This is a genomic window from Singulisphaera chitinilytica (genome assembly GCF_049331405.1).
Taxonomy (GTDB): domain Bacteria; phylum Planctomycetota; class Planctomycetia; order Isosphaerales; family Isosphaeraceae; genus PoT.
This window is the reverse complement of the sequence record NZ_CP186274.1, coordinates 6,684,590-6,705,230: the sequence shown is the minus strand read 5'-3', so window position 1 is coordinate 6,705,230 and position 20,641 is coordinate 6,684,590. Positions and strand designations below refer to the sequence as shown.

The 20,641-nt window shown below is 66.3% G+C and carries 16 protein-coding genes; 8 read left to right on the top strand and 8 right to left on the bottom strand.

What is annotated here, in order from left to right:
• The first annotated feature begins 232 nt into the window (after positions 1-232).
• Positions 233-1,732 carry an amino acid permease gene (locus tag ACOYYX_RS26430; protein WP_422925258.1) on the top strand — a complete coding sequence of 500 codons (1,500 nt, stop codon included), beginning with the start codon at positions 233-235 and terminating at the stop codon, positions 1,730-1,732.
• Positions 1,733-1,736: 4 nt separating this feature from the next.
• Here the strand turns inward: ACOYYX_RS26430 and gluQRS are convergent, their stop codons facing one another.
• Positions 1,737-2,756: a tRNA glutamyl-Q(34) synthetase GluQRS gene (gluQRS, locus tag ACOYYX_RS26425; RefSeq protein WP_422925256.1), complete on the bottom strand. Its 1,020-nt coding sequence runs from the start codon at positions 2,754-2,756 to the stop codon at positions 1,737-1,739.
• 139 nt (positions 2,757-2,895) lie between these two features.
• Between gluQRS and prfB the strand changes: the two genes are divergently transcribed.
• The 3 genes from prfB (at position 2,896) to glyA (ending at position 5,996) form a co-directional block, all read left to right on the top strand.
• A protein-coding gene (gene prfB / locus ACOYYX_RS26420; RefSeq protein WP_422931665.1) for a peptide chain release factor 2 occupies positions 2,896-4,003 on the top strand; the annotation gives its coding sequence in 2 pieces (ribosomal slippage) (positions 2,896-2,958 and positions 2,960-4,003; 1,107 coding nt in all).
• Positions 4,004-4,654, top strand: a complete 651-nt coding sequence (locus ACOYYX_RS26415; RefSeq protein WP_422925254.1) for a hypothetical protein — start codon at positions 4,004-4,006, stop codon at positions 4,652-4,654. It begins immediately after the preceding gene.
• Between the two features lie 82 nt (positions 4,655-4,736).
• Entirely contained in the window at positions 4,737-5,996 is a 1,260-nt protein-coding gene (gene glyA, locus ACOYYX_RS26410) for a serine hydroxymethyltransferase (protein ID WP_422925253.1), read from the top strand.
• A 12-nt stretch (positions 5,997-6,008) separates the two neighbouring features.
• On the opposite strand, the gene ACOYYX_RS26405 is transcribed toward glyA, so the two are convergent.
• From ACOYYX_RS26405 to ACOYYX_RS26395, 3 genes are all read right to left on the bottom strand, one after another.
• Positions 6,009-7,970 carry a DUF6798 domain-containing protein gene (locus tag ACOYYX_RS26405; RefSeq protein ID WP_422925251.1) on the bottom strand — a complete coding sequence of 654 codons (1,962 nt, stop codon included), beginning with the start codon at positions 7,968-7,970 and terminating at the stop codon, positions 6,009-6,011.
• A gap of 85 nt (positions 7,971-8,055) precedes the next feature.
• Positions 8,056-8,784, bottom strand: a complete 729-nt coding sequence (locus ACOYYX_RS26400) for a CvpA family protein (protein ID WP_422925249.1) — start codon at positions 8,782-8,784, stop codon at positions 8,056-8,058.
• A 272-nt stretch (positions 8,785-9,056) separates the two neighbouring features.
• On the bottom strand, positions 9,057-10,286 hold the full coding sequence (locus tag ACOYYX_RS26395; protein ID WP_422925248.1) for an acyltransferase family protein: 1,230 nt from the start codon (positions 10,284-10,286) through the stop codon (positions 9,057-9,059).
• Between the two features lie 340 nt (positions 10,287-10,626).
• Between ACOYYX_RS26395 and ACOYYX_RS26390 the strand changes: the two genes are divergently transcribed.
• The 3 genes from ACOYYX_RS26390 to ACOYYX_RS26380 all read left to right on the top strand — a co-directional run bounded on the left by ACOYYX_RS26390 (position 10,627) and on the right by ACOYYX_RS26380 (position 13,295).
• On the top strand, positions 10,627-11,556 hold the full coding sequence (locus ACOYYX_RS26390) for a DUF1559 domain-containing protein (protein ID WP_422925246.1): 930 nt from the start codon (positions 10,627-10,629) through the stop codon (positions 11,554-11,556).
• Positions 11,557-11,563: 7 nt separating this feature from the next.
• On the top strand, positions 11,564-11,992 hold the full coding sequence (locus ACOYYX_RS26385; protein WP_422925244.1) for a hypothetical protein: 429 nt from the start codon (positions 11,564-11,566) through the stop codon (positions 11,990-11,992).
• Positions 11,993-12,125: 133 nt separating this feature from the next.
• Positions 12,126-13,295 (top strand): ExbD/TolR family protein, encoded by a 1,170-nt coding sequence (locus ACOYYX_RS26380; RefSeq protein ID WP_422925242.1) that lies wholly within the window; start codon positions 12,126-12,128, stop codon positions 13,293-13,295.
• 40 nt (positions 13,296-13,335) lie between these two features.
• On the opposite strand, the gene ACOYYX_RS26375 is transcribed toward ACOYYX_RS26380, so the two are convergent.
• The 4 genes from ACOYYX_RS26375 to ACOYYX_RS26360 all read right to left on the bottom strand — a co-directional run bounded on the left by ACOYYX_RS26375 (position 13,336) and on the right by ACOYYX_RS26360 (position 17,040).
• Entirely contained in the window at positions 13,336-13,860 is a 525-nt protein-coding gene (locus ACOYYX_RS26375; protein WP_422925240.1) for a hypothetical protein, read from the bottom strand.
• Positions 13,861-13,980: 120 nt separating this feature from the next.
• Positions 13,981-14,817, bottom strand: a complete 837-nt coding sequence (locus ACOYYX_RS26370) for a sugar phosphate isomerase/epimerase family protein (RefSeq protein WP_422925238.1) — start codon at positions 14,815-14,817, stop codon at positions 13,981-13,983.
• Positions 14,814-16,073 (bottom strand): ribonuclease D, encoded by a 1,260-nt coding sequence (locus tag ACOYYX_RS26365; protein ID WP_422925236.1) that lies wholly within the window; start codon positions 16,071-16,073, stop codon positions 14,814-14,816. The genes ACOYYX_RS26370 and ACOYYX_RS26365 overlap by 4 nt, the downstream gene beginning before the upstream one ends.
• A 166-nt stretch (positions 16,074-16,239) precedes the next feature.
• Positions 16,240-17,040, bottom strand: coding sequence for an alpha/beta fold hydrolase (locus ACOYYX_RS26360; RefSeq protein WP_422925235.1), 801 nt, complete (start codon positions 17,038-17,040; stop codon positions 16,240-16,242).
• Between the two features lie 308 nt (positions 17,041-17,348).
• Here ACOYYX_RS26360 and ACOYYX_RS26355 point away from each other — a divergent pair, with 308 nt between their 5' ends.
• Positions 17,349-20,543: a PVC-type heme-binding CxxCH protein gene (locus ACOYYX_RS26355; protein ID WP_422925233.1), complete on the top strand. Its 3,195-nt coding sequence runs from the start codon at positions 17,349-17,351 to the stop codon at positions 20,541-20,543.
• Positions 20,544-20,641 lie beyond the last annotated feature (98 nt).

Here is a 20,641-nt window from a genome sequence, read left to right as displayed (position 1 = left end):
ATTAAGCGATCATGCTTTCTGGTTTCCCATTGACAAGACAGGCTGGCCCCGGGTCTCTTCTTTTCGATGGATCTCAAGCCAGGCACCGATCCCACCGCCGACATATCCGGGGATCGGCCCTCGCTGCTGCTGACCCGATGAGTCATCCGTCCTCCATTCCGTCGCATCGTGCCGTTGGCCCAGGCCCGGCGCGTTGGCGGCTCTCGCAGGCTTTCGACAAGGAATTCGATCGATGAAACGGATGATGTCATCGTTCTTCACGAAGAAGCCGATCGACACGCTGATCCACGAGATGTCGGGTGAGGAGCGGCTGCACAGGGCCCTCGGCCCGATAAGCCTCACCTCGCTCGGCGTCGGGGCGACGATCGGGGCGGGGATCTACGTCCTGACCGGCGAGGTGGCCCGCAACTTCGCCGGCCCCGCGATCATCCTCTCGTTCCTCTTCGCCGGGATCGGCTGCGGGCTCGCGGCGCTCTGCTATTCCGAGATGGCGAGCATGGTGCCCGTGGCGGGCAGCGCCTATACGTATGCTTATGCAACGCTGGGCGAGCTGTTCGCCTGGATCATCGGCTGGGACCTCGTGCTCGAGTACGCGATAGGCTCGGCGGCGGTCGCGAACGGCTGGTCGAACTACTTCGTCGAGTTCACGCGACACCTCCTCCACATCGAGATCGATCCCAGGCTCCTGGCGGCCCCCTGGGATTTCAGCTTCCAGACGGGGGCCTCGTGGAACCGGGTCCAGCTCGCCTCGGGCGAGATCGTGAATGCCTGGTTCAACCTCCCGGCGGTGCTGATCACGGTCCTCGTGACCTGGATCCTCGTCGTGGGGATCCGGGAGAGCGCGGGCTTCAACGCGGCGATGGTCATCCTGAACGTGGGCATCATCCTCACGATCATCGGCGTGGGCGCGGCCTACGTCGACCCGTCCAACTGGAAGCCGTTCGTTCACGAAGAGAAGGGCTGGCGCGGTGTGTTCGAAGGGGCCTCGCGCGTCTTCTTCGCCTACATCGGCTTCGACTCCATATCGACGCATGCCGAGGAGGCGAGGAATCCCCAACGCGACCTGGCCCTCGGCATCATCGCCGCCCTGCTCATCTGCACGACGCTCTATATTGGGGTCTCGGCCGTCATCACCGGGATGGTCCCTTACGGGTCGATCGACGTGAAGGCGCCGCTGGCCGCCGCGTTCCGGCACAAGGGCCTGACGTTCGCCAACGGCCTGATCTCGGTCGGGATCCTCGCGGGCCTGACGAGCTCGTTGCTGGTCGCCAACCTCAGCCAGCCTCGGATCCTCATGGCCATGGCCCGCGACGGCATGCTCCCCGAGAGCTTCTTCGGGGACGTCCATCCGAAGTACAAGACCCCCTGGAAATCGACGATCCTGGTCGGCGTCATCGTGGCGCTGGGGGCCTCGCTCATCCCGCTGAACTTCCTCGCCGACCTCGTCAGCGTGGGGACGCTCTTCGCCTTCGTCATCGTGTGCGTGGCGGTGCTGATCCTTCGCTACACCAACCCCGACATCAAGCGACCGTTCCGCGTCCCCGCCTTGCCGCTCGTGGCGGGCCTGGGCATCGCCGTGAATGGCGGCCTGATGTTCATGCTCGGCCGGGACAACTGGATCCGGCTCATCGTATGGCTGGCCGTCGGCCTGGTGATCTACCTCGCCTACAGCCGCCGCCACACCAAGTTCGGTAAGCCGGCAAGCCCTATCGCAGCGGACGACCTGGCGTGAGGGGTCAGCCGGCCTGAGGAGGACCGATGACTCCCGGCCCGAGGAGTTCCTGCCATGCCTCGGCGCTCACGGTCCAGGGCTCCCTGGACAGGCGGGCGAGCGAGAATCTCGACACCCAATCGCCGGGTGTCGAGGGGATGACCTCCTCGGCCAGCCCCCAGGATTTGGCGAGCCAGCCGATGAGGCGTCTCGGATCGAGGCCGGACTCACGGAGTGTCCCGAGCTTGATCGAGCCGTCGCGTTTGGCGAGGCGACGGCCGTCGGCCCCGAACACGAGCGGGACGTGGCCGAACTCCGGACGAGGTAACCCGAACGCCTCGAAGAGCAGGATCTGGCGAGGGGTGCTCGCCACGAGGTCATCGCCCCGGATCACCTGGGTCACGCCCATCGCGGCGTCGTCCACGACCACGGCGAGTTGGTAGGCGAATGGACCCGACGAGCGGGCCACGATGAAGTCGCCCCCCGCCCGCGAGAGGTCGATTGAAGTCGGACCGATGACAAGATCGTCCCAGCCGATGGGTTCGGCCGGCACACGGAACCGCCAGGCGAAGGGGCGGTCTCCGAGGGACTCAGCATCCGCGGCTGATCGACTGGCGCAGGTTCCGGGATAGACAGGCCCCTCATCCTCGAGATGAGGCGCCGAGGCAGCCCGGGCGATGTCGGCTCGCGTGCAGGTGCAGGGGTAGACGCACTCCCGCTCCTTGAGCCGCTCGAGCGCATCGGCGTACGTCGCCAGGCGTTCCGACTGGACATAAGGCGCGGAAGGGCCGCCGATGTCGGGCCCTTCGTCCCAGTCGAGCCCGAGCCAGCTCAGATCAATCAGACAGCCCGCCTTGGCCTCGCCGCGGGTGCGCGAGGCGTCGAGGTCCTCGATCCGGATGAGCAGCGAGCCGCCAGACGCCCGCGCCGCCAGCCAGGCCGCGAGAAAGGTCCGCGCATGCCCGAGATGCAGGCCGCCGGTCGGGGATGGGGCCAGGCGTCCTCTCGCCGGACGGTGTCGGTGATGCGGGTCGGTTCGGTCCAAGAGTCGGAGGTTCGTCTGGTCGCCGCAGGGGCGATTGGGTCTAATGGTTCGTTGCGAGGCCGCGGCAATTTGTTTGCCGGGCTGCGGCCCATTTTACCGCCAACGACAGCCCTAGTCTCGGGAGTCTTTCGTCGTGGATATGGAGTTGAAGCGAAGCGCGAAGAGCGTGATCGAGCGGATCGTCCATTTACGAGACTCTCTTTGACTTGGGCGACAAAAAAGATCGCCGCGACGAGCTCGAGCAGGAGATGGGCGGTCCTGCGTTCTGGAACGATCAGGATAAGGCCAAGGAAATCATCCAGGAGCTCAAGACGCTCAACGCCGTCTTGAAGCCCTTCGAAGAGCTCCTTCGGCAATCCGACGACCTCGAGACGCTCGTCGAGTTCGCCGAAGAGGCGGAGGACGACGAGTTCGACGACGAGATCCGTGCGGCCGCCAAGAAGGCCCAGGCGGATTTCGAGGCGTTCGAGCTGCGCTCGATGCTCGGGGGCCCCAACGACCACTGCAACGCGTTCATCACGATCCACGCCGGTGCCGGCGGGACCGAGGCCTGCGACTGGGCCGAGATGGTCCTCCGCATGTACCTCATGTGGGCGGAATCGAAGGGCTTCTCGACGCAGATCACCGACCGCGAAGAAGGGGGCGCCGCCGGCATCCAGGTGGCGACGATCCACATCAAGGGCGAGTACGCCTACGGCTACCTGAAGTGCGAGACGGGCGTACATCGTCTCGTGCGGATCAGCCCGTACGACTCGGCGGGTCGTCGGCAGACGTCCTTCGCCTCGGTCGACGTCCTCCCCGAGATCGACGATACGATCGACATCGTCTTGCGCGACGACGAGTTGAAGCGGGACACGTTCCGGTCCGGCGGTCCTGGTGGCCAGCACCAGAACAAGACCGAGTCGGGCGTGCGCTACACTCACCTGCCGACCGGCATCGCGGCCGAGTCCCGCAGCGAACGGTCGCAGCACAAGAACGACGCCAACGCGCTGGCCCAGCTCAAGGCCAAGCTCATCCGCATGGAGGAAGAGAAGCGCGAGGCCGACTTCGCCAAGAAGTACGACGAGAAGGGCGAGATCAGCTTCGGCAGTCAGATCCGCTCGTACGTGCTCCAACCGTACCAGCTCGTGAAGGACCTGCGGACGAGCCACGAGGTCGGGAACCCGAGGGCCGTCCTCGACGGGGGCCTCGACGGTTTCATCGAAGCCTATCTCCGGATGAAGCTGGCCGCTTCGGGTGAGAAGTAAATGACCGGAGAGGGACAGCCCGCTACCCCGGAGACCCCCATCCGGCTCCAGCAGGAAGAGGGCCGCATCGTCATCGACGCCGCGGTCCTCCGCCTGACCTTCCTGAAGTCGGGCGAGCGCTGGGTCCACACCTTGGAAGTCGCGGATCCCGCCTCCGAGGGGGGATTCCGCGAGGTGGCGCAGTCGATGGAAGGCGAGATCGCGGGGGGCGACCCGACCCGGGTCGTCAGCCCCGCCTATCAAGAGATCCACGTCCAGCCGATGGACGAAGGTGCCCGGCTCCTGCTGACGGGCCAGTCGACGCCGCACCACTTCTCGGCGGTCCTCACGGTCCGCCGCGAGCCGTCCGGGCTCGTCGAGGTGGAGTTCGACACCGCCGACCGCTGCCGGGGGCCGATCTCGGCCTTCGCCGCGACGTACCTCGTCCCGCTAGGGACCGGGGCGATCGTCGACGCCGACGAGTCACGGGTGATCTTCGGGGGGAACGTGCTCGGCGCGGGCCGGCTCGAGTTCCTCCCGGGCGAGCCCTGCCAGACCTCGCTCGCCGAGGCCGGCCGCCGAGGGCTCCGGGTCCAGGCCCTCGCCCGGATCGACGCGGCCACGGCGACCCAACGCCTCCCCTACCGCTGGCGCTGGTCGCCGCGGGGCTGACCGGGGGGAGCAGACGCGGGGCGGCCAGAAACACGATTTTTGAACATACCTCTCCATGTTTTCGCCTTACAGAGGTTGATCGATGGATCTCCTGAAGCAGAACGACAAAGACGTCTACGACGCCATCCGTTCTGAGGAAGAACGCCAGCGCGACGAGCTCGAGCTCATCGCCTCGGAGAACTACACGAGCGCCGCGGTGATGGAGGCCGTCGGCTCGGTCCTGACCAACAAGTACGCCGAGGGCCTGCCGGGCAAGCGTTACTACGGCGGCTGCGAGTTCGTCGACAAGGTCGAGCAGCTCGCGATCGACCGCCTCAAGCAGCTCTTCGGCGCCGAGCACGCCAACGTGCAGCCGCACTCTGGGGCCTCGGCCAACCAGTCGGTCTTCTTCGCCTCGCTCGAGATCGGCGACAAGGTGCTGGCGATGGACCTGGCCCAGGGGGGCCACCTCACGCACGGCATGAAGCTGAATTTCTCGGGCCGCTGGTACCCGACGATCGGCTACGGCGTCGATCCCAAGACCGAGCGGATCGACCTCGACAACCTCGCCGCGCTGGCCCGCGAGCACAAGCCGAAGCTGATCCTCGCGGGGGCGAGCGCCTACTCGCGGATCATCGACTTCGACCGCATCGCCGAGATCGCCAAGGAGGTCGGGGCGACCTTCTTCGTCGACATGGCGCACATCGCCGGGCTCGTCGCGGGGGGCCTGCATCCGAACCCCGTGCCCGTTGCCGACTTCGTCTCGACCACCACGCACAAGACTCTGCGCGGGCCCCGTGGCGGCGTCGTCATGTGCAAGCAAGGGTGGGGCAAGAAGCTGGACTCGGCCGTCTTCCCCGGCCTGCAGGGCGGCCCGCTCATGCACGTCATCGCGGGCAAGGCGGTCTGCTTCGGCGAGGCCCTGCGACCGGACTTCAAGGATTACGCCAAGCAGGTCGTGGCCAACGCCCAGGTGATGGCGGAGGAATTGACCCGCGCCGGCTTCCGGCTCGTCTCGGGCGGGACGGACAACCACCTCGTCCTGATCGACATGACCTCGCGCGGGCTCACCGGCAAGATCGGCGAGGCCACGCTCGGCCGCGCGGGGATCACGGTGAACAAAAACCTGATCCCGTTCGATAAGCGCAAGCCGATGGACCCGAGCGGCGTCCGCGTCGGTACCCCCGCGCTGACCTCGCGCGGCCTGAAGGAAGACGCCATCCGCCAGGTCGCGGCCTGGATGGTAGAGGTTCTCGCCGACCCCGACAACCAGGCCGTCACCAATCGCGTCCGGGGCGAGATCCGCGAGTTCGCCCGCGACTACCCCGTCCCGGCCGACGCCGTGGCGACCTCGGCCTCTTGAGCAGGATTCTTCTCAGTTGCGCCGATCTGACTTATCACGGTTCGCCAGGGCCTCGTCCTGGCGAACCCGGTAGACGGCGTAACGCCCCTCGACGTGCAGCAACTCCAGCGGCCCCTCGCGTGCGACGTCCTCGCCATGCGCGGGGGCGGCAGAGATGACGTGGTCGGCTCCTTCTCGCAAGGCGAGCCGGGCACGCTCAACGTCCCCCATCCCTTGATAGCGCTTCTCCAACCCGTGCCGATCCACCTGATAGGCGCGGACGAACTCCGTCGTCGAGCCATCGAACCCGACGTGATCGCGGAACCGAGCCGACCAATCCGCCAAACCGGCCGCGTGATAGGGGCTCGCCGCGCGGTTGAAGGCCAGGCTACGCCTGGACCAGAGGCGGAACGTCTTCGGCCCCGGCGGTCCGATGAACCTCGCTGATTCCGGCGTATTCTCGCGGCACCAGACGGCCAGCCGCTCCACGTCATCCGTGGCGACCTCGCCGAACCTGCAGCGCTCGACCAGGCCGCAAACCAAGGCGCTCTTCGTATCTCCCAACGCCCCCGCCACCAGGGCTGCGACCGGCACAAACCAGGCCGTGACGAGCGCAAAGGCCACGCGGCGGCGGTTCCAGGCGGGGGTCCATCGCCTCTGGACTAGGGTCACGAGCACCAGGCACACAAGGCCCGCGAGCAGCGGGATGTGGCCGGATTCCGTGTCATGCCTCGACAGGAATCGCAGTGCCACGACGAGGAACATCCCTGCGGCAACGACCCGGGTCCGATTCGCCACTCCGACGCGATCCAGCGCCTCGATCAAGACGTCGAACAAGGTCGCAACGACGAAGGCGCGATCCCCCACCAGGCCGACGCCCAGGAGCATCGCGCGGCAACGATCCAGGTAACTCCCCGAGCGCCAGAGCGTCAGCAACCGCCCAGACAACGCCACCAGCACCAGGCCCCGGAAGACCGTCGCCATCCGGAACGGCTGAAAGAGCGTGATCCGCAAATCCTGGAGCACCTCGACCCCGACCCAGGCCATGCCCAGGCCGACCAGGGTGACGACGAGGGTAACTCCTAGGCGGAACCGAGCCTTCGAAGGGTCGATCGTGTCCTCAGCCGCTTCAACCTCCGCCGCCTCGGTCCAACGCAGCGAGAGAAGCCCCAAGGCGGGGAAACAGGCCCAGGCAATCCACTGCGGGAATCGCCAGAGGTGCGGGAGCATGTGCTGCGGCCCCTGGACTTCCAGGCTCAGGAGCCGGAACTCGTCCAGCGGCAGACCCGACAGCAAACGCTCCTGGCTACCCAGATTCAAGAGCACCCCGGGGATGAGCGCAACGCCCAGGGTCGGCAGGGCGAACAGGGCCGTCTTCCAATCCACGCCGGCCCGCCTCGAGAGGCAGGCCCAGACGACCCAACTCCCGCCGAGTATCAGACCAAGTTGCAGGCCCACGCTCGGATGAACCAACGCCGCCGTACCAAGAGCCAGGGGAGACGCCCACCAACCCCGCGACGGCCTCGCCACCGCAAACGCCAAAGCGACCCAACCGAGCGCAAACCCGATGAGCCGATCGAGCAGCATGGCTTCGAACAAGTGGTTCGTCCCGATGTTCCCCGCCTTGGCCGCGAGGACGAGAACGACCGTCAGCACGGCCGCGGCCCCTCCGTATTCGGGCCAGCAGGCGCGGGCCAGGCGGGTCAGCCCCAGCCAGGTCAGCGCGAAGGTCGCGACGAAGAGGAGAGCGAGCCCCGCGGAGAGCCCGAGAGGCAGGCTCGCGACCTCGAGCAGCTTCAGATAGCCGCGGTGGGGGTTGAAGGCGTCGAAGGCGCGGACGAAGGGGTCGTGCTCGAAGAGGCTCGGGTCTTGCTGGCGGAGCAGGAGGGGCAGGCGATAGGCCTGGTCACCGTCGCGGCTGTGATAGCCGCGGAGGGTCAGGAAGAAGCCGAGGATCAAGAAGAAGCCCCATCCTCGGGGCAGGGAACGCGCCATCCTGGTCCTCCCGCACACTCCTGCATCCGAGGCATCCGGGCCCGGGCGAGCGAGAGTGTGCCGGAGGTCTGCTGGCGGGTCAACCTCACTTCGAGGCGTCGGCCCTGGAGGTCCGCAAGGCCTCTTCCACCGACTTGACGGCCTCGGTCAGTTCGGAGTCGAGGTCGCCATTGTCCGCCCCCTCGGCCTTGCCCGCCGACCACTGAAGCTGCGGGGTGCGGCTGGCCGTCTGGACGGCGGGCTTGTCTTCGGCGGGCTCGCCGTGGTTGCCGAAGCCCATCTTCTTGATGTGGGCGACGAACATCTTCACCGGCGGCGAGGCCCAGATCTTGGGGGCCGGCTTATACTTCTCGTTCCAAACCAGGACCTTCGACTTCTCCGCCTGGCTCAAGGCCCAGGGGATATTCTTGATGTGTTCGATCGCATGGGTCTGGAACCCGTTGGCGACGAAGGCCGCGACGATCAGCCCTTTGGCGAGCCCCAGCAATGCGCCGGCCATCTGGTCGTTGCGGTTGGATTCCTCGACGCCGGTCGACTGGCGTCGATAGAGCTTGACGGCCAACGTGCAAAGCCCGACCAGGACAAGATAGGTGATGATAGCCGAGCCCCACCAGAGTCCGCGCTCGAGGAGGTCGGGCTGCAAGGATGGGAGCGACGGCAGGATGTGGGGTTTAGCGTAGTTACGGATCGGGTCGGCAGCATAGACGGAGCAGACCAGGCCCACCAGGCGGATCGCTTGGAGGACAAACCCTTTGAGGTAGCCTCGGATGGCCATGATCAGCACCAGCCCACCCAGAGCCAGGTCTAATCCCATATTCGCGCCCCTTCTCTCAGTTGCAAATTCGGCGAATCGTTTTTCGACTATTCGTCGGCCGGGGCCGGTTCTTGTCGACCAAATTGACGCAGCCGTATCGATTTCATCGGCCGCACCTGGTGGCGATCTTGAGCCTATTCGCTCTTCTCTCGACGATTTCTTGCCTTACTACGAGCGGGCCAGCCTGGCGGGGGGCGAGTTCGTCTCGCACTCTCTTTATTCTATGGTAGCACGCAGGGAGTCGCGAGTTCGTCTCAACCCGAAATCGAGGCTCAGGTCGAGGCAGGTGCAGCCTCGCCGGCAAGCGGGCTCGACGTTGGTGGCATCCCCGCCTGATTCTTGCCGGAGACGACCGGCAGGTTGAGGAAGTGCCGCTCGACGCCCCAGAAGAAGGCCCAGCTCACCGCGACGGCGAGGCTCGAGACCAGGGGGACCATCACCAGCACGCGGGTCCAGAAACTCGTGAGACCCATCTCATAGAGCCAGTTATTCCCCGCCGTGCAGACGGGCAGGTGGACGAGGTAGATGCTATAGCATCGACGCCCGCAGGCCCGGAACGGGCGGAGCCAGGCCCAACCTTCGCTGGCGGCATCCCATCTTTTGGAACCGATCAGGATGAGCCCGAAAAGACTCGCCATCGTGATGGAATAGGCGGCCGGGCTGGTGAGGTTCCCGAAAAGACCCGAGAGCCCGAGGAGGACCAAGATCCCCTCGACGACCCGCCGCACGGTCGACGATCCTGGGCAATTCAGGCGCCAGTAGACCGCCAGGCCGATCGCGAACTCATGCCAGAGGTAGAGGAAAGAGCCCTGGATCGACTCGATCCGCCCGATGTCGGCCGCAGCAATCCGAATGAGGAAAGCCGACCCCGTCACCGCAGCAAGCACGCCAATTAACCGTCGCGGGGCGAGGAGCAGGGCGAGGAAGCAGACGGAGTAGAACTGCTCCTCGTAGCAGAGCGACCAGGCGACTCGCGTGAAGACCTTCGCCACCGGGGGCTTCCAGACGAGCGGGCGCCACTCCTCGGTCAGCGTCAGGTTCCCCACCCATTGCGTCGCATCGAGGTCACCCGGCGAGTCGAGTTGCAGGGCATGCAGCCCCGTGTGGTAGCGAGCCAATCCTAGAGCGTCCAGGCCCGCCGTGACGGCGACGAACCAGAGCAGGGCGGCCCAGTAGGGGGGATAAATCCGCCAGAGCCGCCGGCCCAGGAACCGCAGGGCCCCGAGGCCTCGCCGGCTGGCGGCATCGACGCTCGCCGCGATGCAATACCCGCTGATGACGAAGAAGAGGGGGACGCCCAGATTCATCCGCCAGAAGAACGTCGCCGCCCCCCAGCGCAGCCAGGACTCGAGGCCGATCGTCGCGGTCGAATCCAGGATTACGGAGAAGCCTGCGTGATGGAGGACGACCATCAAGCAGGCGAGCCCTCGCCAGGCGTCGAGCAGGCGATAGCGGGGGTCGCGGCCGGGCAAGAGCCGACTCGTGTCGCTTCCGGTCGTCACGCCAACTTCATCCTTCCCGGAATCCCAAAGAACGTTCACACGCCCCCTGGACGTCTATGCTACAATGCTTGCAGGCGTCCGAGTGCCGGCAGCGTGGAAGATCTGACTCCAATCCGCATCTCCCAAGGTATTCGGGCACCCAGCTCCACGCCGAGTCGCCAGTATCCCCGAGAAAATCGATATTTTTTGGATCGATTGTGGATCCGATATTTTTTATCGTATCGCTATAATTCCGTCGCCATGCTACTGCGCCGGCGTTGGCGCAATCCCCCAGTTTCGCGTTAGCTGACTTGCACGCCGTATGATCCCGGATCGCAACGCAGCGAGAGGAGAGTCATTCATGCGGTCGCGATGGTCTCGGCCGGGTTTCACTCTGATCGAGCTCCTGGTGGTCGTGGCGATCATCGGGCTCCTGGTCGCCCTTTTGCTGCCCGCTGTCCAGGCCGCCCGCGAAGCGGCGAGGCGATCGACCTGCGTCAATAACCTCCGCCAGATTGCGCTCGCCGTCCAGAGTTATCACGATACCAATCTCGTCTTCCCGCCGCAGATTGGTTACTACCCGGCCTGGAACACGCAGCAGGACCACCGGGTGAGCTGGATGGTTCAGATCCTGCCCCAGCTCGAACAGCCCAAACTCTTCAACGCCTACAACTTCTGGAACAGCATCGGGCCGATGCACGGCGTCCCCTGGTGCTCCGACAGCAACGCGACCGTGTTGATGACGCCGGTCAACGCCTATCTCTGCCCGAGCTATCCCGGCCAGGCAAAACTCGCCGGCCAGGCGGATTTCAGCACGCTTCCGTTCCCCCAACGCGACTGGGCGGTCGGCGTGACCTGCTACAAGGGGAACCTCGGCGACAACCCGCCCGGCAATGCCTTCCCCACCCCGTATCCGTTCCTGGGGGACGTCTCGGAAGCCCGCGGGATCTTCTGGCGGGCCACCCAGGTCGTGTCGATCGCCGCCGTGGGGGATGGGGCCAGCAATACATTCCTGGCGGGCGAGGCCTTGCCTGACCAGTGCCGCTGGAATAGCTGGGGACAGAGCAACCATGCCGTGGCGGTGACTTCGATCCCGCTGAACACGAAGCTCAACACCGACCCCAGGCGGTATTCTACCTGCTGGGGATTCCAGAGTAAGCATTACGGCGGCGCAAACTTCGCCTACATCGACGGTTCCGTCCGCTTCATCAGGGATACGGTGAATTATGCCGTTTATATGGCGGCGAGCTCGCGCGAAGGGGGCGAGTCGGTCAGCTCCGACCTATATTGATCGCCTGATGAAAACGGCCCCCCTCGCCATCGGCCTCATCTCACTCGTGCCACTCCTGGGCATCTCGGGCTGCACTCCGCCCGCCGAACCCCATCCCAAGACGGTGGAAGTGAAGGGGAAGGTTTCCTATCAGGGCCGACCCCTGACCAGGGGGACCATCACCTTCCGCCCAGACGACGGCAGGCCGGCGCTTGGCGACATCCAGCCGGACGGCAGCTACACCCTGAGCACATTCGAGAAGGATGACGGGGCCATCATCGGGCATCATCGCGTCTCGGTGAGTTCCTCGGACGAAGATCCCACCGTCATGCCCGGCTCTCCCAACTACAGGCCGGCCAGGGAATTGATCCCGAAAAAGTACACGACTTTCGAGTCCTCCGGACTCGATGCCACGGTTGGGGAACAGCCCAGGCCGCAAAACTTCGACTTGAAGTGACGATGGCCCGAACCCGTTGCCCCGGTCCATGACTGATTGCGGGCGTCGAGCCCTTGGCCGCGGGCATCCTCCGCGAGACAATGGGCCTCGAACCGATTCGCAACACACTCAGGCTGGTTCGGGGACAGTTCGCATGCGTTATCAGAGGCTCGTCGCGGTTCTCGTTGGCCTCGTGCTGGGATCCGGTCAAGGTCCGAGCCGAGCGGACGAATTCGACCGACTCGAAGGGGAGGCGCTGGCCTCCTTGCGGAAATCGGGCGACGTCGCCTCGCACAAGCGTCTCAGCATCGTCGACCTCGACGCCCTGCCGACGGCCCTCGCCGACGTCCGTTCGGCCTTCCTAATCGTGAAGACAGACCAGGGCAACCTCGCCCGCCTGCTTGTGTCCCCCGCGTTTCGCAAGCAGCCCGGGAACCAGGCGAAGCCGCTCCCCGTCCTGATGCTGGAACGCTTCGACACGTTCGAGTCGGGCAACCTGAGCACGCGGCTCGCCCACGGCAAGGAGTTGCTCCTGTTCGATGGGTTCCAGTTCGACCTGGACAGCGGCCAGGTCGTCCCGGAAGGCCAGGGGGGAGACCTCAAGTTCGAGGCCGCGAACGGAAGCCCCAGTCTCGTCGCCCTCGGCAGCGTAGAGATCAGCACGCTCAAGCGGGCCCCGGTGACGACGAAGGGGGAGGCTGCTGGAGGGCCTTCGACAGGCAGGACGGTCCTCGCCACCGACTATGCAGGCCGGTTCCGGCTCTATGCCAATGGGCAATGGTCGGGGACGCTCGACCTCAAGGTCGACCCACAGGGGGCGATCTCGGGCTGGTTCCGTTCCGATCTCAACGGGACCTCGTACGAGGTCGACGGTCAGGTCGCCCGCGAGATTCCTCCCAGGGCCGAGTTCACGATCCGATTCCCCCGGAGCCGCCAGGAGTTCGACGGACACCTGTGGACCGAGGGCAAGGGGGCGATGGCGGGCACCTTGCGGATGCTCGACCGCTCTTACGGCTTCTTCGCCATCCGCGAGGGGGGCAAGTTCGCCCCCCAGGGGGAAGAGATCCCGCTCGACGCCGCTCCCAAGACGGGCCAGCACGTGATCTCGCTGGCCCAGGGGAGTCTCAAGCTCGACGGCCAGGCCGTTACCGAGGACTCGCTGGCGGAATCCCTCAAAAAACTCGTCGCGGCCAACCCGGCGACCTCAGCCATCCTCGATGTGGACGCGGCCGAACCATTCCAGGCCGTTCAGAAGGTGATGGGGGTGATCCGGGGGGCGGGTGTGAACGCGATCCGACTGGCCCCGAACGACCCTCAACCGTGAATGGCGAAGGTCGCGCGGGGCTGGCCCTGAGACACCGAGTTTAGCGGGAGGCCTTCACTTCGAGAGCCTTCAAGGTGTCGGCGTGGCTCTTCTTCTCGTCGATCCGCAGGCGACGGTACTCGGCGAGGAACCGCGAGAACCGGCGAGGGTAGTTCGAGCCGATGCGAACGGATGGCTTCCAGGTCAGGGCGGCGTCGAAGACCTCGAACGGGCTTGCCGTCTGATTCGTGCTTCGGATCGACTTCACCGCCTGAGCGGTCAGTTCGACGATCCTCGGGGCGTCCTCGAAGTACGTGGCGGTCAGGCGTTCGAGCCGTTCCGCGGTCGCGATGACGAGCGGATCCGAAGCCGGCAGCGGGCGATTCGCCTCGATCATGGCCAGGCGATGGGCGGGGACGATCCGGAGATCGGGCCCGAAGATCGGCGGATTGGGCGGGGTGAACTCATCCGGGGCGATCAGGAGGGACGTCCCGGATTCGATCAGGACCGGCGCAGGGGCCTGCGCCAGGCAGGGGGCGGCCTGCGCCGCGATCCCGAAGGCTGCTATGACGAACACCCGTTTCATGGGGGTGGCTCTTTCTCTCGTGGGGAGACCGTCGTGGACGCTCGATGATGGCGGCGTCCGCGGGCGCGTTGCAGGCCCCAGGCCGAGAGAGACCGATATTCGACATCCCGTCGCCGTGGGTCAGAATCCGCACCGACGCAAGTGTACAACACTGCGGGCGACCCGGCCTTGCCTCGCCTCGAGCCCCGGCTCTTCCTCCCCGCCGATCCCCTCGATCTCGATCGTGCAGGCCCCGTGGTAGTTGATGCTCTCGAGGACCTCGCGGATCCTCACGAAGTCGACGGCCCCCCCCTCGCCGATGGCGGGGAAGTACCAGTCCTCGAGGCCGCCACGGTTGTCCTTCACGTGGACGTTCTTGACGTAATCCTTGACCCTGGCAAGCTCCGAGACCGGGTCGAGTCCCTCGTTGTAGTACGCGATGTTGCCCGTGTCGAAGTTAAGACGTACGCGGGGGTGGTCGACTTCGTCCATCAGCCTGAGCATCGCGTCGGCGTTCTGAGTCGGGCCCTTGTGGGTCTCGAGGGCAATGACGAGGTCGAGCCCCTCGGCACGGTCGCCCAGCTCGCGCAGATGCGCAACGACTTTCTCGCGTTCGTGATCGTCGACGGGCTGGCCGGCGCCGGAAACGACGACGGGAACGCCGAACCAGCGGGCGGCGAAGTCCATGCGGCGGGCGGTGAGGTCGGCCCCCTCGCGCGTCCGCATATCCGCGCCCCCGACGTTGCAGCCGCTGACCTTCACATTGTGCTTGGCGAGATGATCGACGAACGACTGCGCGGTGGCGTCATCGGCCTTCTCGGTCACGACGACCGACTCGGGGATCACGAGGCCGCCGAAGTTATGGCCGCGGAGGGCCAGTTCGAGGTGGTCGATCCCCGCGGCATTGATCTGCTCGACGGCGACCCAGACGCCCGAAGGGCCGTAGTTGTTCGTGTAGCAACTGATCGTCGACTTCAAGATTCGATCTCCGCTTCGGCGGGGGGCTGGGACTTCGAAGAGGCCACCCGCATAGATCCCGGCCCCGACCACGGCTCGAGCACGACGGGGACGTCGGCCAGCGGGTTCACGACGCGGAGGGTGCAGCGCCCCGAAAGGACGTCGGTCAAGGCGCTGCCGCAGACCTCGGCACGCCAGCCGCGGACGAGGTCGGGCCTGTGTTCTTCCGGGCAGCCGTGGGCATGCCAGCGGATCAGTTCCTTGAGGTCGTGCGAGGCGCCGACCAACCCCGATGCAACCTTGTGCTGGGTGCAGCACTGAGCGAGCGCGGCGGCGAGCAGGTTGACGACCATGGTGAGCCCTGGTCCGTCCTCGTGGCGATCGGGGGGCTCGGGCAGATCATCGTGGGGGACGAGTTGGGCCTCGGCGATCACCGCGAGGATCTCGTGGGACTTGTTCAGCAGGTGAGGCCGATTGAAGTCGCGGAGGGCTTCCAGGTCTTTCCGATTCGCCGGCTGCCGCTTGGCGATGGCGACGAGCAGGTCGTCACGGAGCAACTGGCGGAGCGGGCGATTGGCCCGCCTGGCCTCGTCGTGCCGCCACTCGGCGAGCCGCCTGGCGACCTCCAGGCTCCGGCGATTCAACTGATGGAGCCCGGGCAGGCGTCTCCAGCGCTCTTCCTCGGCGAGGTTCTGGATCTCCCCGACGAAGTCGGCGAACTCCGCCTCGACCCACTCGGTACGCTTCCAGCGGGCGGATTGGGCCGCGAGGAGGTCGGCGAGTTCGAGCAGGTAGCGGACATCGTCGAGGGCGTACCGCATCTGGGCCGGCGAGAGTGGCCGGCGACGCCAGTCGGTCCGCGTCTCGCCCCCCGAAACCGAGACCCGGAGGGCCTGGCCGATCAGATTCACGAGCGAGAGGGGATACCCGTAGCCGACGAGGCCGGCCACGAGTTGGACGTCATAGACCCGGCTCGGGACCTTGCCCGTCTTGTACTTGCAGATCCGCAGGTCCTCTCGCGCGGCGTGCATCACGACTTCGATGGAAGGGTCGTTCACGACCTCCCAGAAGGCCGAGAGGTCGCGAATCGCCAGCGGGTCGACGATCGCGAGGCGGTCTCGCGTGGCGACCTGGATCAGGCAGAGGACCGGCTCGAACGTCTCCTCCGAGACGAACTCCGTATCGAAGGCGAATCGGCCCGCTGCGCGGAGATCTGCGACCAGCTCGTCCAGGCCGGCCGCAGTCGCGATGAAATCTCCTGCATCCACATCCGCCATCGACCTTATGGTGCCTCACGGGCTCGGATCAAAGCTTCGAACGAATTACGTCGTAACGAAGATTATCCAGCCTGCGCGAGCACGTTGCAAGAAGTAAACACTCCGGCAAGTTTTCGGACGCATGCTCATGCCCGAATTTTTACATTCCCGTGGTGATTGGCTCGGCTCAGCCGCCCACGCCCGCCAGGGAGTTCGTCGCCAGCGAGAGGAACTCGAGTATAACGTCGTTAGTCGCGCCGGGGTTCTCCATGGGCGCGAGGTGCCCCGCATCGGGGATCGTGATGAACCGGGATCGGGGGATCTGGTCGGCCATCGATCGCATCTCGTCGGGGGGCGTGATGGCGTCTTGCTCGCCGACGACCACGAGCGTGGGGACGTCGATCTTGCCGAGCTCGGGCGTCCGGTCGGGGCGGATCGCCATGCCGCGCAAGGTCCCGGCGATCGTGCGGGTCGGGGTCTTCTCGATCATTCTCTGGACCTTCGCGGCGAGATCCGGATGCGCCTCGCGGCTCGACTCTCCCAGGAGCTTGGGGAGCATCGCCTCGATCACGGGCTCGGTGCTGTGACTCGCCTCGACCTTCTGCGCAAGTTGCTCACGATTGGCGGCGGCCTCGGGTGAGTCGTTCTTCGCACGCGTGTCGAGGAGCATGAGGCCTCGCACGCGCTCGGGGTATCGCGCGATCAGGGAGAAGGCGACGTATCCCCCCATCGAGAGGCCGCCGAGCACGACCGGCTCGGTCAGTTGGAGGGCGTCGAGCAGCTCGATGACGTCGTCGGCCATCTCGTCCATCGTGTAGACGCCGTCGGGCGCGGCGGACTTGCCGTGGCCGCGGAGGTCGGGCGCGATGATCCGGTACATGGAGCCGACGTCGGACAACTGCTTTGCCCACATCGTCCGATTCAGCGGAAAACCATGCAGCAATACCACCACGGGCCCGGGCCCGTGGTCATCGTAAGCCAGTAGCATGGCAACTTCCTCCAGGGTGTCGCGTCGACTCGCTCGTCGAGATGAGACGCCGAAGGCCAGGCCCGCCATCGCGGACGCCGACCGGTTCGACACGAAAGGCGCCTGGCCGGGGGTGCGAGTCTTGCTGTGACCGATCTCGAGCCTTGAGAATCCCCCGCGGCTTCATCATAGTTGAGCCTCAACACAGACCCAACGGGCAAAGGGTGTGCCGTCCCGGAATTCCAAGGCGTGTGCCGACCCCCGGGTTCGGGATGGCCTTTCGCATTGCTCCCGAAGTTGGCCGACAAATGACGCCGGAGGTCCAGGCAGTGATTGCGACGCAGCAACCAACGAACCCGAGACCGAGGTCTCGCACCCTCTCGCTCGCAGCCTTCGGGCTGATCGCGGCCTGTGCGTCCCTCATGGGCCCCGCCCTCGGGGCCGAGGCCGACCCGAGGCTCGCCGGCTACCGAACCCCGCCGGGGTGGAAGGTCGAGATCGCCGCGGCCGAACCCCTGGTCGTCAACCCGGTGACCATGACCTTCGGCGACGACGGCCGGCTCTACGTCATCGAGTGGAAAGAAGGGCGCGAGTTCAACGACCACATCAAGGTCCTGACCGACACCGACGGCAACGGCACGTTCGACAAGGCCGAGATGTACATGGACCATCTCGACCTCCCCGCCGGCATCCTTTTCTGGGACGGCTGGACGTATCTCACCCTCGAGCACGACGTCGTGCGCCTCAAGGACAAGGACGGCGACGGCAAGTTCGAGACACGCGAGGTGATCGCCTCGGGATTCGGCAACGACAACTCTCACCACCGGGTCTCGGGCATGTCGATGGGCCCCGACGGATGGCTCTACCTGACGACGGGCGATAGCGACGCCCACGCCAAGGGCTCCGACGGCTCGACCGCCACCGTCCTGCGCTGCGGCGGCGTCTTCCGCTGCAGGCCCGACGGCTCAAAGATGGAGAACTTCGCCTATGGGATGCGGAACCCCTGGGGCAACGTCGCCTTCGACGACGCCTTCCGCGTCTTCCACACGGATAACGACAACGAAGGCTCCCCCGGCTTCACCGGCTGCCGGATCCTGCATGCCGTCAACAGCGGCGACTACGGCTGGAGGCTCCGCGAAGGGGCCCGCTGCTGCGCCCCCGACTTCGAGCGGGCCACCTGGAACGGCGGCAGGCCCGGCCGCCTCGGCTGGGTCACCGAGACCGGGCGCGGGGCTCCCGCCGGGCTCTGCGTCCTGAACTCGGCCGCCTTCCCGGCGAGCACGCAGAACCTGCTCGTCTACCCCGACGTCTTCCGCAAACTCGTCCGGGCCTACAAGGTCAAGCCGGCCGGCGCGACCTTCGAGCTCGACCGTGAGTTCGAGTTGCTCGCCTCCGACGAAGGCCTCTTCCGCCCGACCGACGCCGAGGTCGGACCCGAAGGCGCACTCTACATCCTCGACTGGCGGACCGACTCGGGCGGTGCCGGGCGGCTCTCCGGCAATGGACAGACGGGCCGGATCTACCGGATGACCTGGGCGGGCACCGACGCCGAGCCGGCCGTCGCCACCTTGCCTCGCGACCGCTTCGTCGGCTTGACGAAGGCCGATGAGGAGAGCCTCCTGAAGAACCTCGCTTCGAACGACGAGGTCCTGCGCCGGAGGACGGGGCTCGAGCTGATCCGCCGCAAGCCCGCGAACCTCGCGAAGCTCTCCGACCTTGCGAAGGACGAGAAGGCGGCCCCTTCGGCGAGGCGTCATGCCCTGGCTGTTGTTGCGGCCGTGGATCCGATCCAGGCCTATCCCGTCTATGACGCGATCATCAAGGGAAGCGACAACGACCTCAAGCGGCTGGCCCTCGAGAACGCGGCCCGATCGGCGAACGGCAAGACCCCGACCGTCGACCTGCTTCCCTTCTTCGCCGACTTCCAGGGGGCCGACGCCCTCCAGAAGCTCGCGAAGATCGACCCCGCCGTCCTGCGGGCGCTCGTTATGTACATCGGCGCCGAGCGTGCCCATGACAAGACGCTGGCCATCGCCAAGGCCTCGAACTCGCCCATCGACAAGCTCGCCGCCGAGTTCACCAAGGGGATCAACGACTACATCCTGCTCGCCCTGGCCGCTGAGAACCTCGAGGCCGATGCCTTCCTCCGCGACGCATTCACCCGGGCCCTCGAGCTGAGCGACCCGGACATCTCCGAGACCCTCTCCCAGACGATCACGAGCGAGGACCCCAAGCTCCGGGCCGCCGCGCTCTTCGCCGTGCAAGGGTGGCGGGGCTCGCAGGGGATCGCGACCCTCGTCCGCCTCGCGACCAGCCACGAGGACATCCCGGCCGGCGCCCGCGTCGGCCTCTTCCGGGCCCTCCGCGAGCAGGTCACGCTCGTCCACCCCGATCGCATCGCGGAATGGCTCCGCGACACGCCCAAGGCCGACGGAGCCGCCCGCGCCGAGGCGATCCATGTCCTGACCGCCATGCACCAGAAGGCCGCCCTGGCCGTCGCCCCGATCCTCAAGGGGCTCGTGCTCGACGGCGACCCGGCGGTCCGTCGGGCCGCGCTCGTCCTCGCGAGCGAGATCCGCTCCGGTGCCGTGAAGGAAGCCCTCGTGGCGCTGGCGAAGGCCGGTGATCGCTCGGCCGAGGAGCGTCGCCTGGCGATCACCGCGCTCCGTTCCTACGAGGATCGCGGCCTCGTCCCCCTCTTCGGCGAGCTCTTCGCCACGAGCGACGACACCCCATTCCGCATTGAGCTGCTCCAGACCCTCGCCGCGCTCGACTTTCCGTCGGCGGCGACCCGGGCGAAGGCACTGCTCCTGGAGAAGGACGAGAAGCTCCGCCAGGAAGCGATCTCCGTCCTCGGCCAGAAGCCCGAGACCGCGCTCGCCGTGGCCGAGCAATTCAACCGGGGCAAGCTCCCCTCCGAGGACCTCTCCCGGGTGATCGAGGCCGTCCGGCCCCACGCCACCCCGGAGATCCAGGCGGCGATGGAGACGCTCCTCAAGAAGACGGTCCTCGCCGCACCGACCGGCCAGGAAGCGGCGAGGCTGCGAAACTACGTCGAGAGGCGAGGCGACCCCAGCCGGGGCAAGGCCTTATATCTCGATACCAAGAAGACGAACTGCACGACCTGCCACCGCCTCGAAGGGCTCGGCGGCGCGGTCGGCCCCGACCTGACCCGGATCTACGAGACCCTCTCGTTTGACAAGCGGGTGGAGTCGATCCTGGATCCGTCGAAGGAGATCAAGGAGGGCTTCGGCACCTTCAAGGTCGCCACGAAGGACGGCCGGGTCATCTCCGGCCTGCTCCTGAGCGACACCGACGAGGCCGTCGTCCTCAAGGACGCCCAGGGCCGCGAGGTGAAGATCCCGGCGGCCGAGGTCGACGAGAAGGGCCCCGACAAGACGAGCCTCATGCCCGCCGGCGTCGTGGGTCATCTCTCCTTCAACGAGCTCGCCGACCTGCTCGCATTCCTCGGCAGCCGCACGGCGCAGGAGAGCCTGCGGTCCGAGAACGCCGGCGGTCGTTGACGTCCCGACGGAGACGCGCGGAGGGGGCTCGAGCCGGTCGGACTGGCCGAGGCCCCCTCGACTTACCTACAATATCCCCGACTCATCGAACGCCTTTT

Coding starts and splice junctions, on each gene's coding strand:
- ACOYYX_RS26430 (WP_422925258.1), top strand. CDS start 233: ATGAAACGGATGATGTCATCGTTCTTCACGAAGAAGCCGATCGACACG.
- ACOYYX_RS26415 (WP_422925254.1), top strand. CDS start 4,004: ATGACCGGAGAGGGACAGCCCGCTACCCCGGAGACCCCCATCCGGCTC.
- glyA (WP_422925253.1), top strand. CDS start 4,737: ATGGATCTCCTGAAGCAGAACGACAAAGACGTCTACGACGCCATCCGT.
- ACOYYX_RS26405 (WP_422925251.1), bottom strand. CDS start 7,970: ATGGCGCGTTCCCTGCCCCGAGGATGGGGCTTCTTCTTGATCCTCGGC.
- ACOYYX_RS26400 (WP_422925249.1), bottom strand. CDS start 8,784: ATGGGATTAGACCTGGCTCTGGGTGGGCTGGTGCTGATCATGGCCATC.
- ACOYYX_RS26390 (WP_422925246.1), top strand. CDS start 10,627: ATGCGGTCGCGATGGTCTCGGCCGGGTTTCACTCTGATCGAGCTCCTG.
- ACOYYX_RS26385 (WP_422925244.1), top strand. CDS start 11,564: ATGAAAACGGCCCCCCTCGCCATCGGCCTCATCTCACTCGTGCCACTC.
- ACOYYX_RS26380 (WP_422925242.1), top strand. CDS start 12,126: ATGCGTTATCAGAGGCTCGTCGCGGTTCTCGTTGGCCTCGTGCTGGGA.
- ACOYYX_RS26375 (WP_422925240.1), bottom strand. CDS start 13,860: ATGAAACGGGTGTTCGTCATAGCAGCCTTCGGGATCGCGGCGCAGGCC.
- ACOYYX_RS26365 (WP_422925236.1), bottom strand. CDS start 16,073: ATGGCGGATGTGGATGCAGGAGATTTCATCGCGACTGCGGCCGGCCTG.
- ACOYYX_RS26360 (WP_422925235.1), bottom strand. CDS start 17,040: ATGCTACTGGCTTACGATGACCACGGGCCCGGGCCCGTGGTGGTATTG.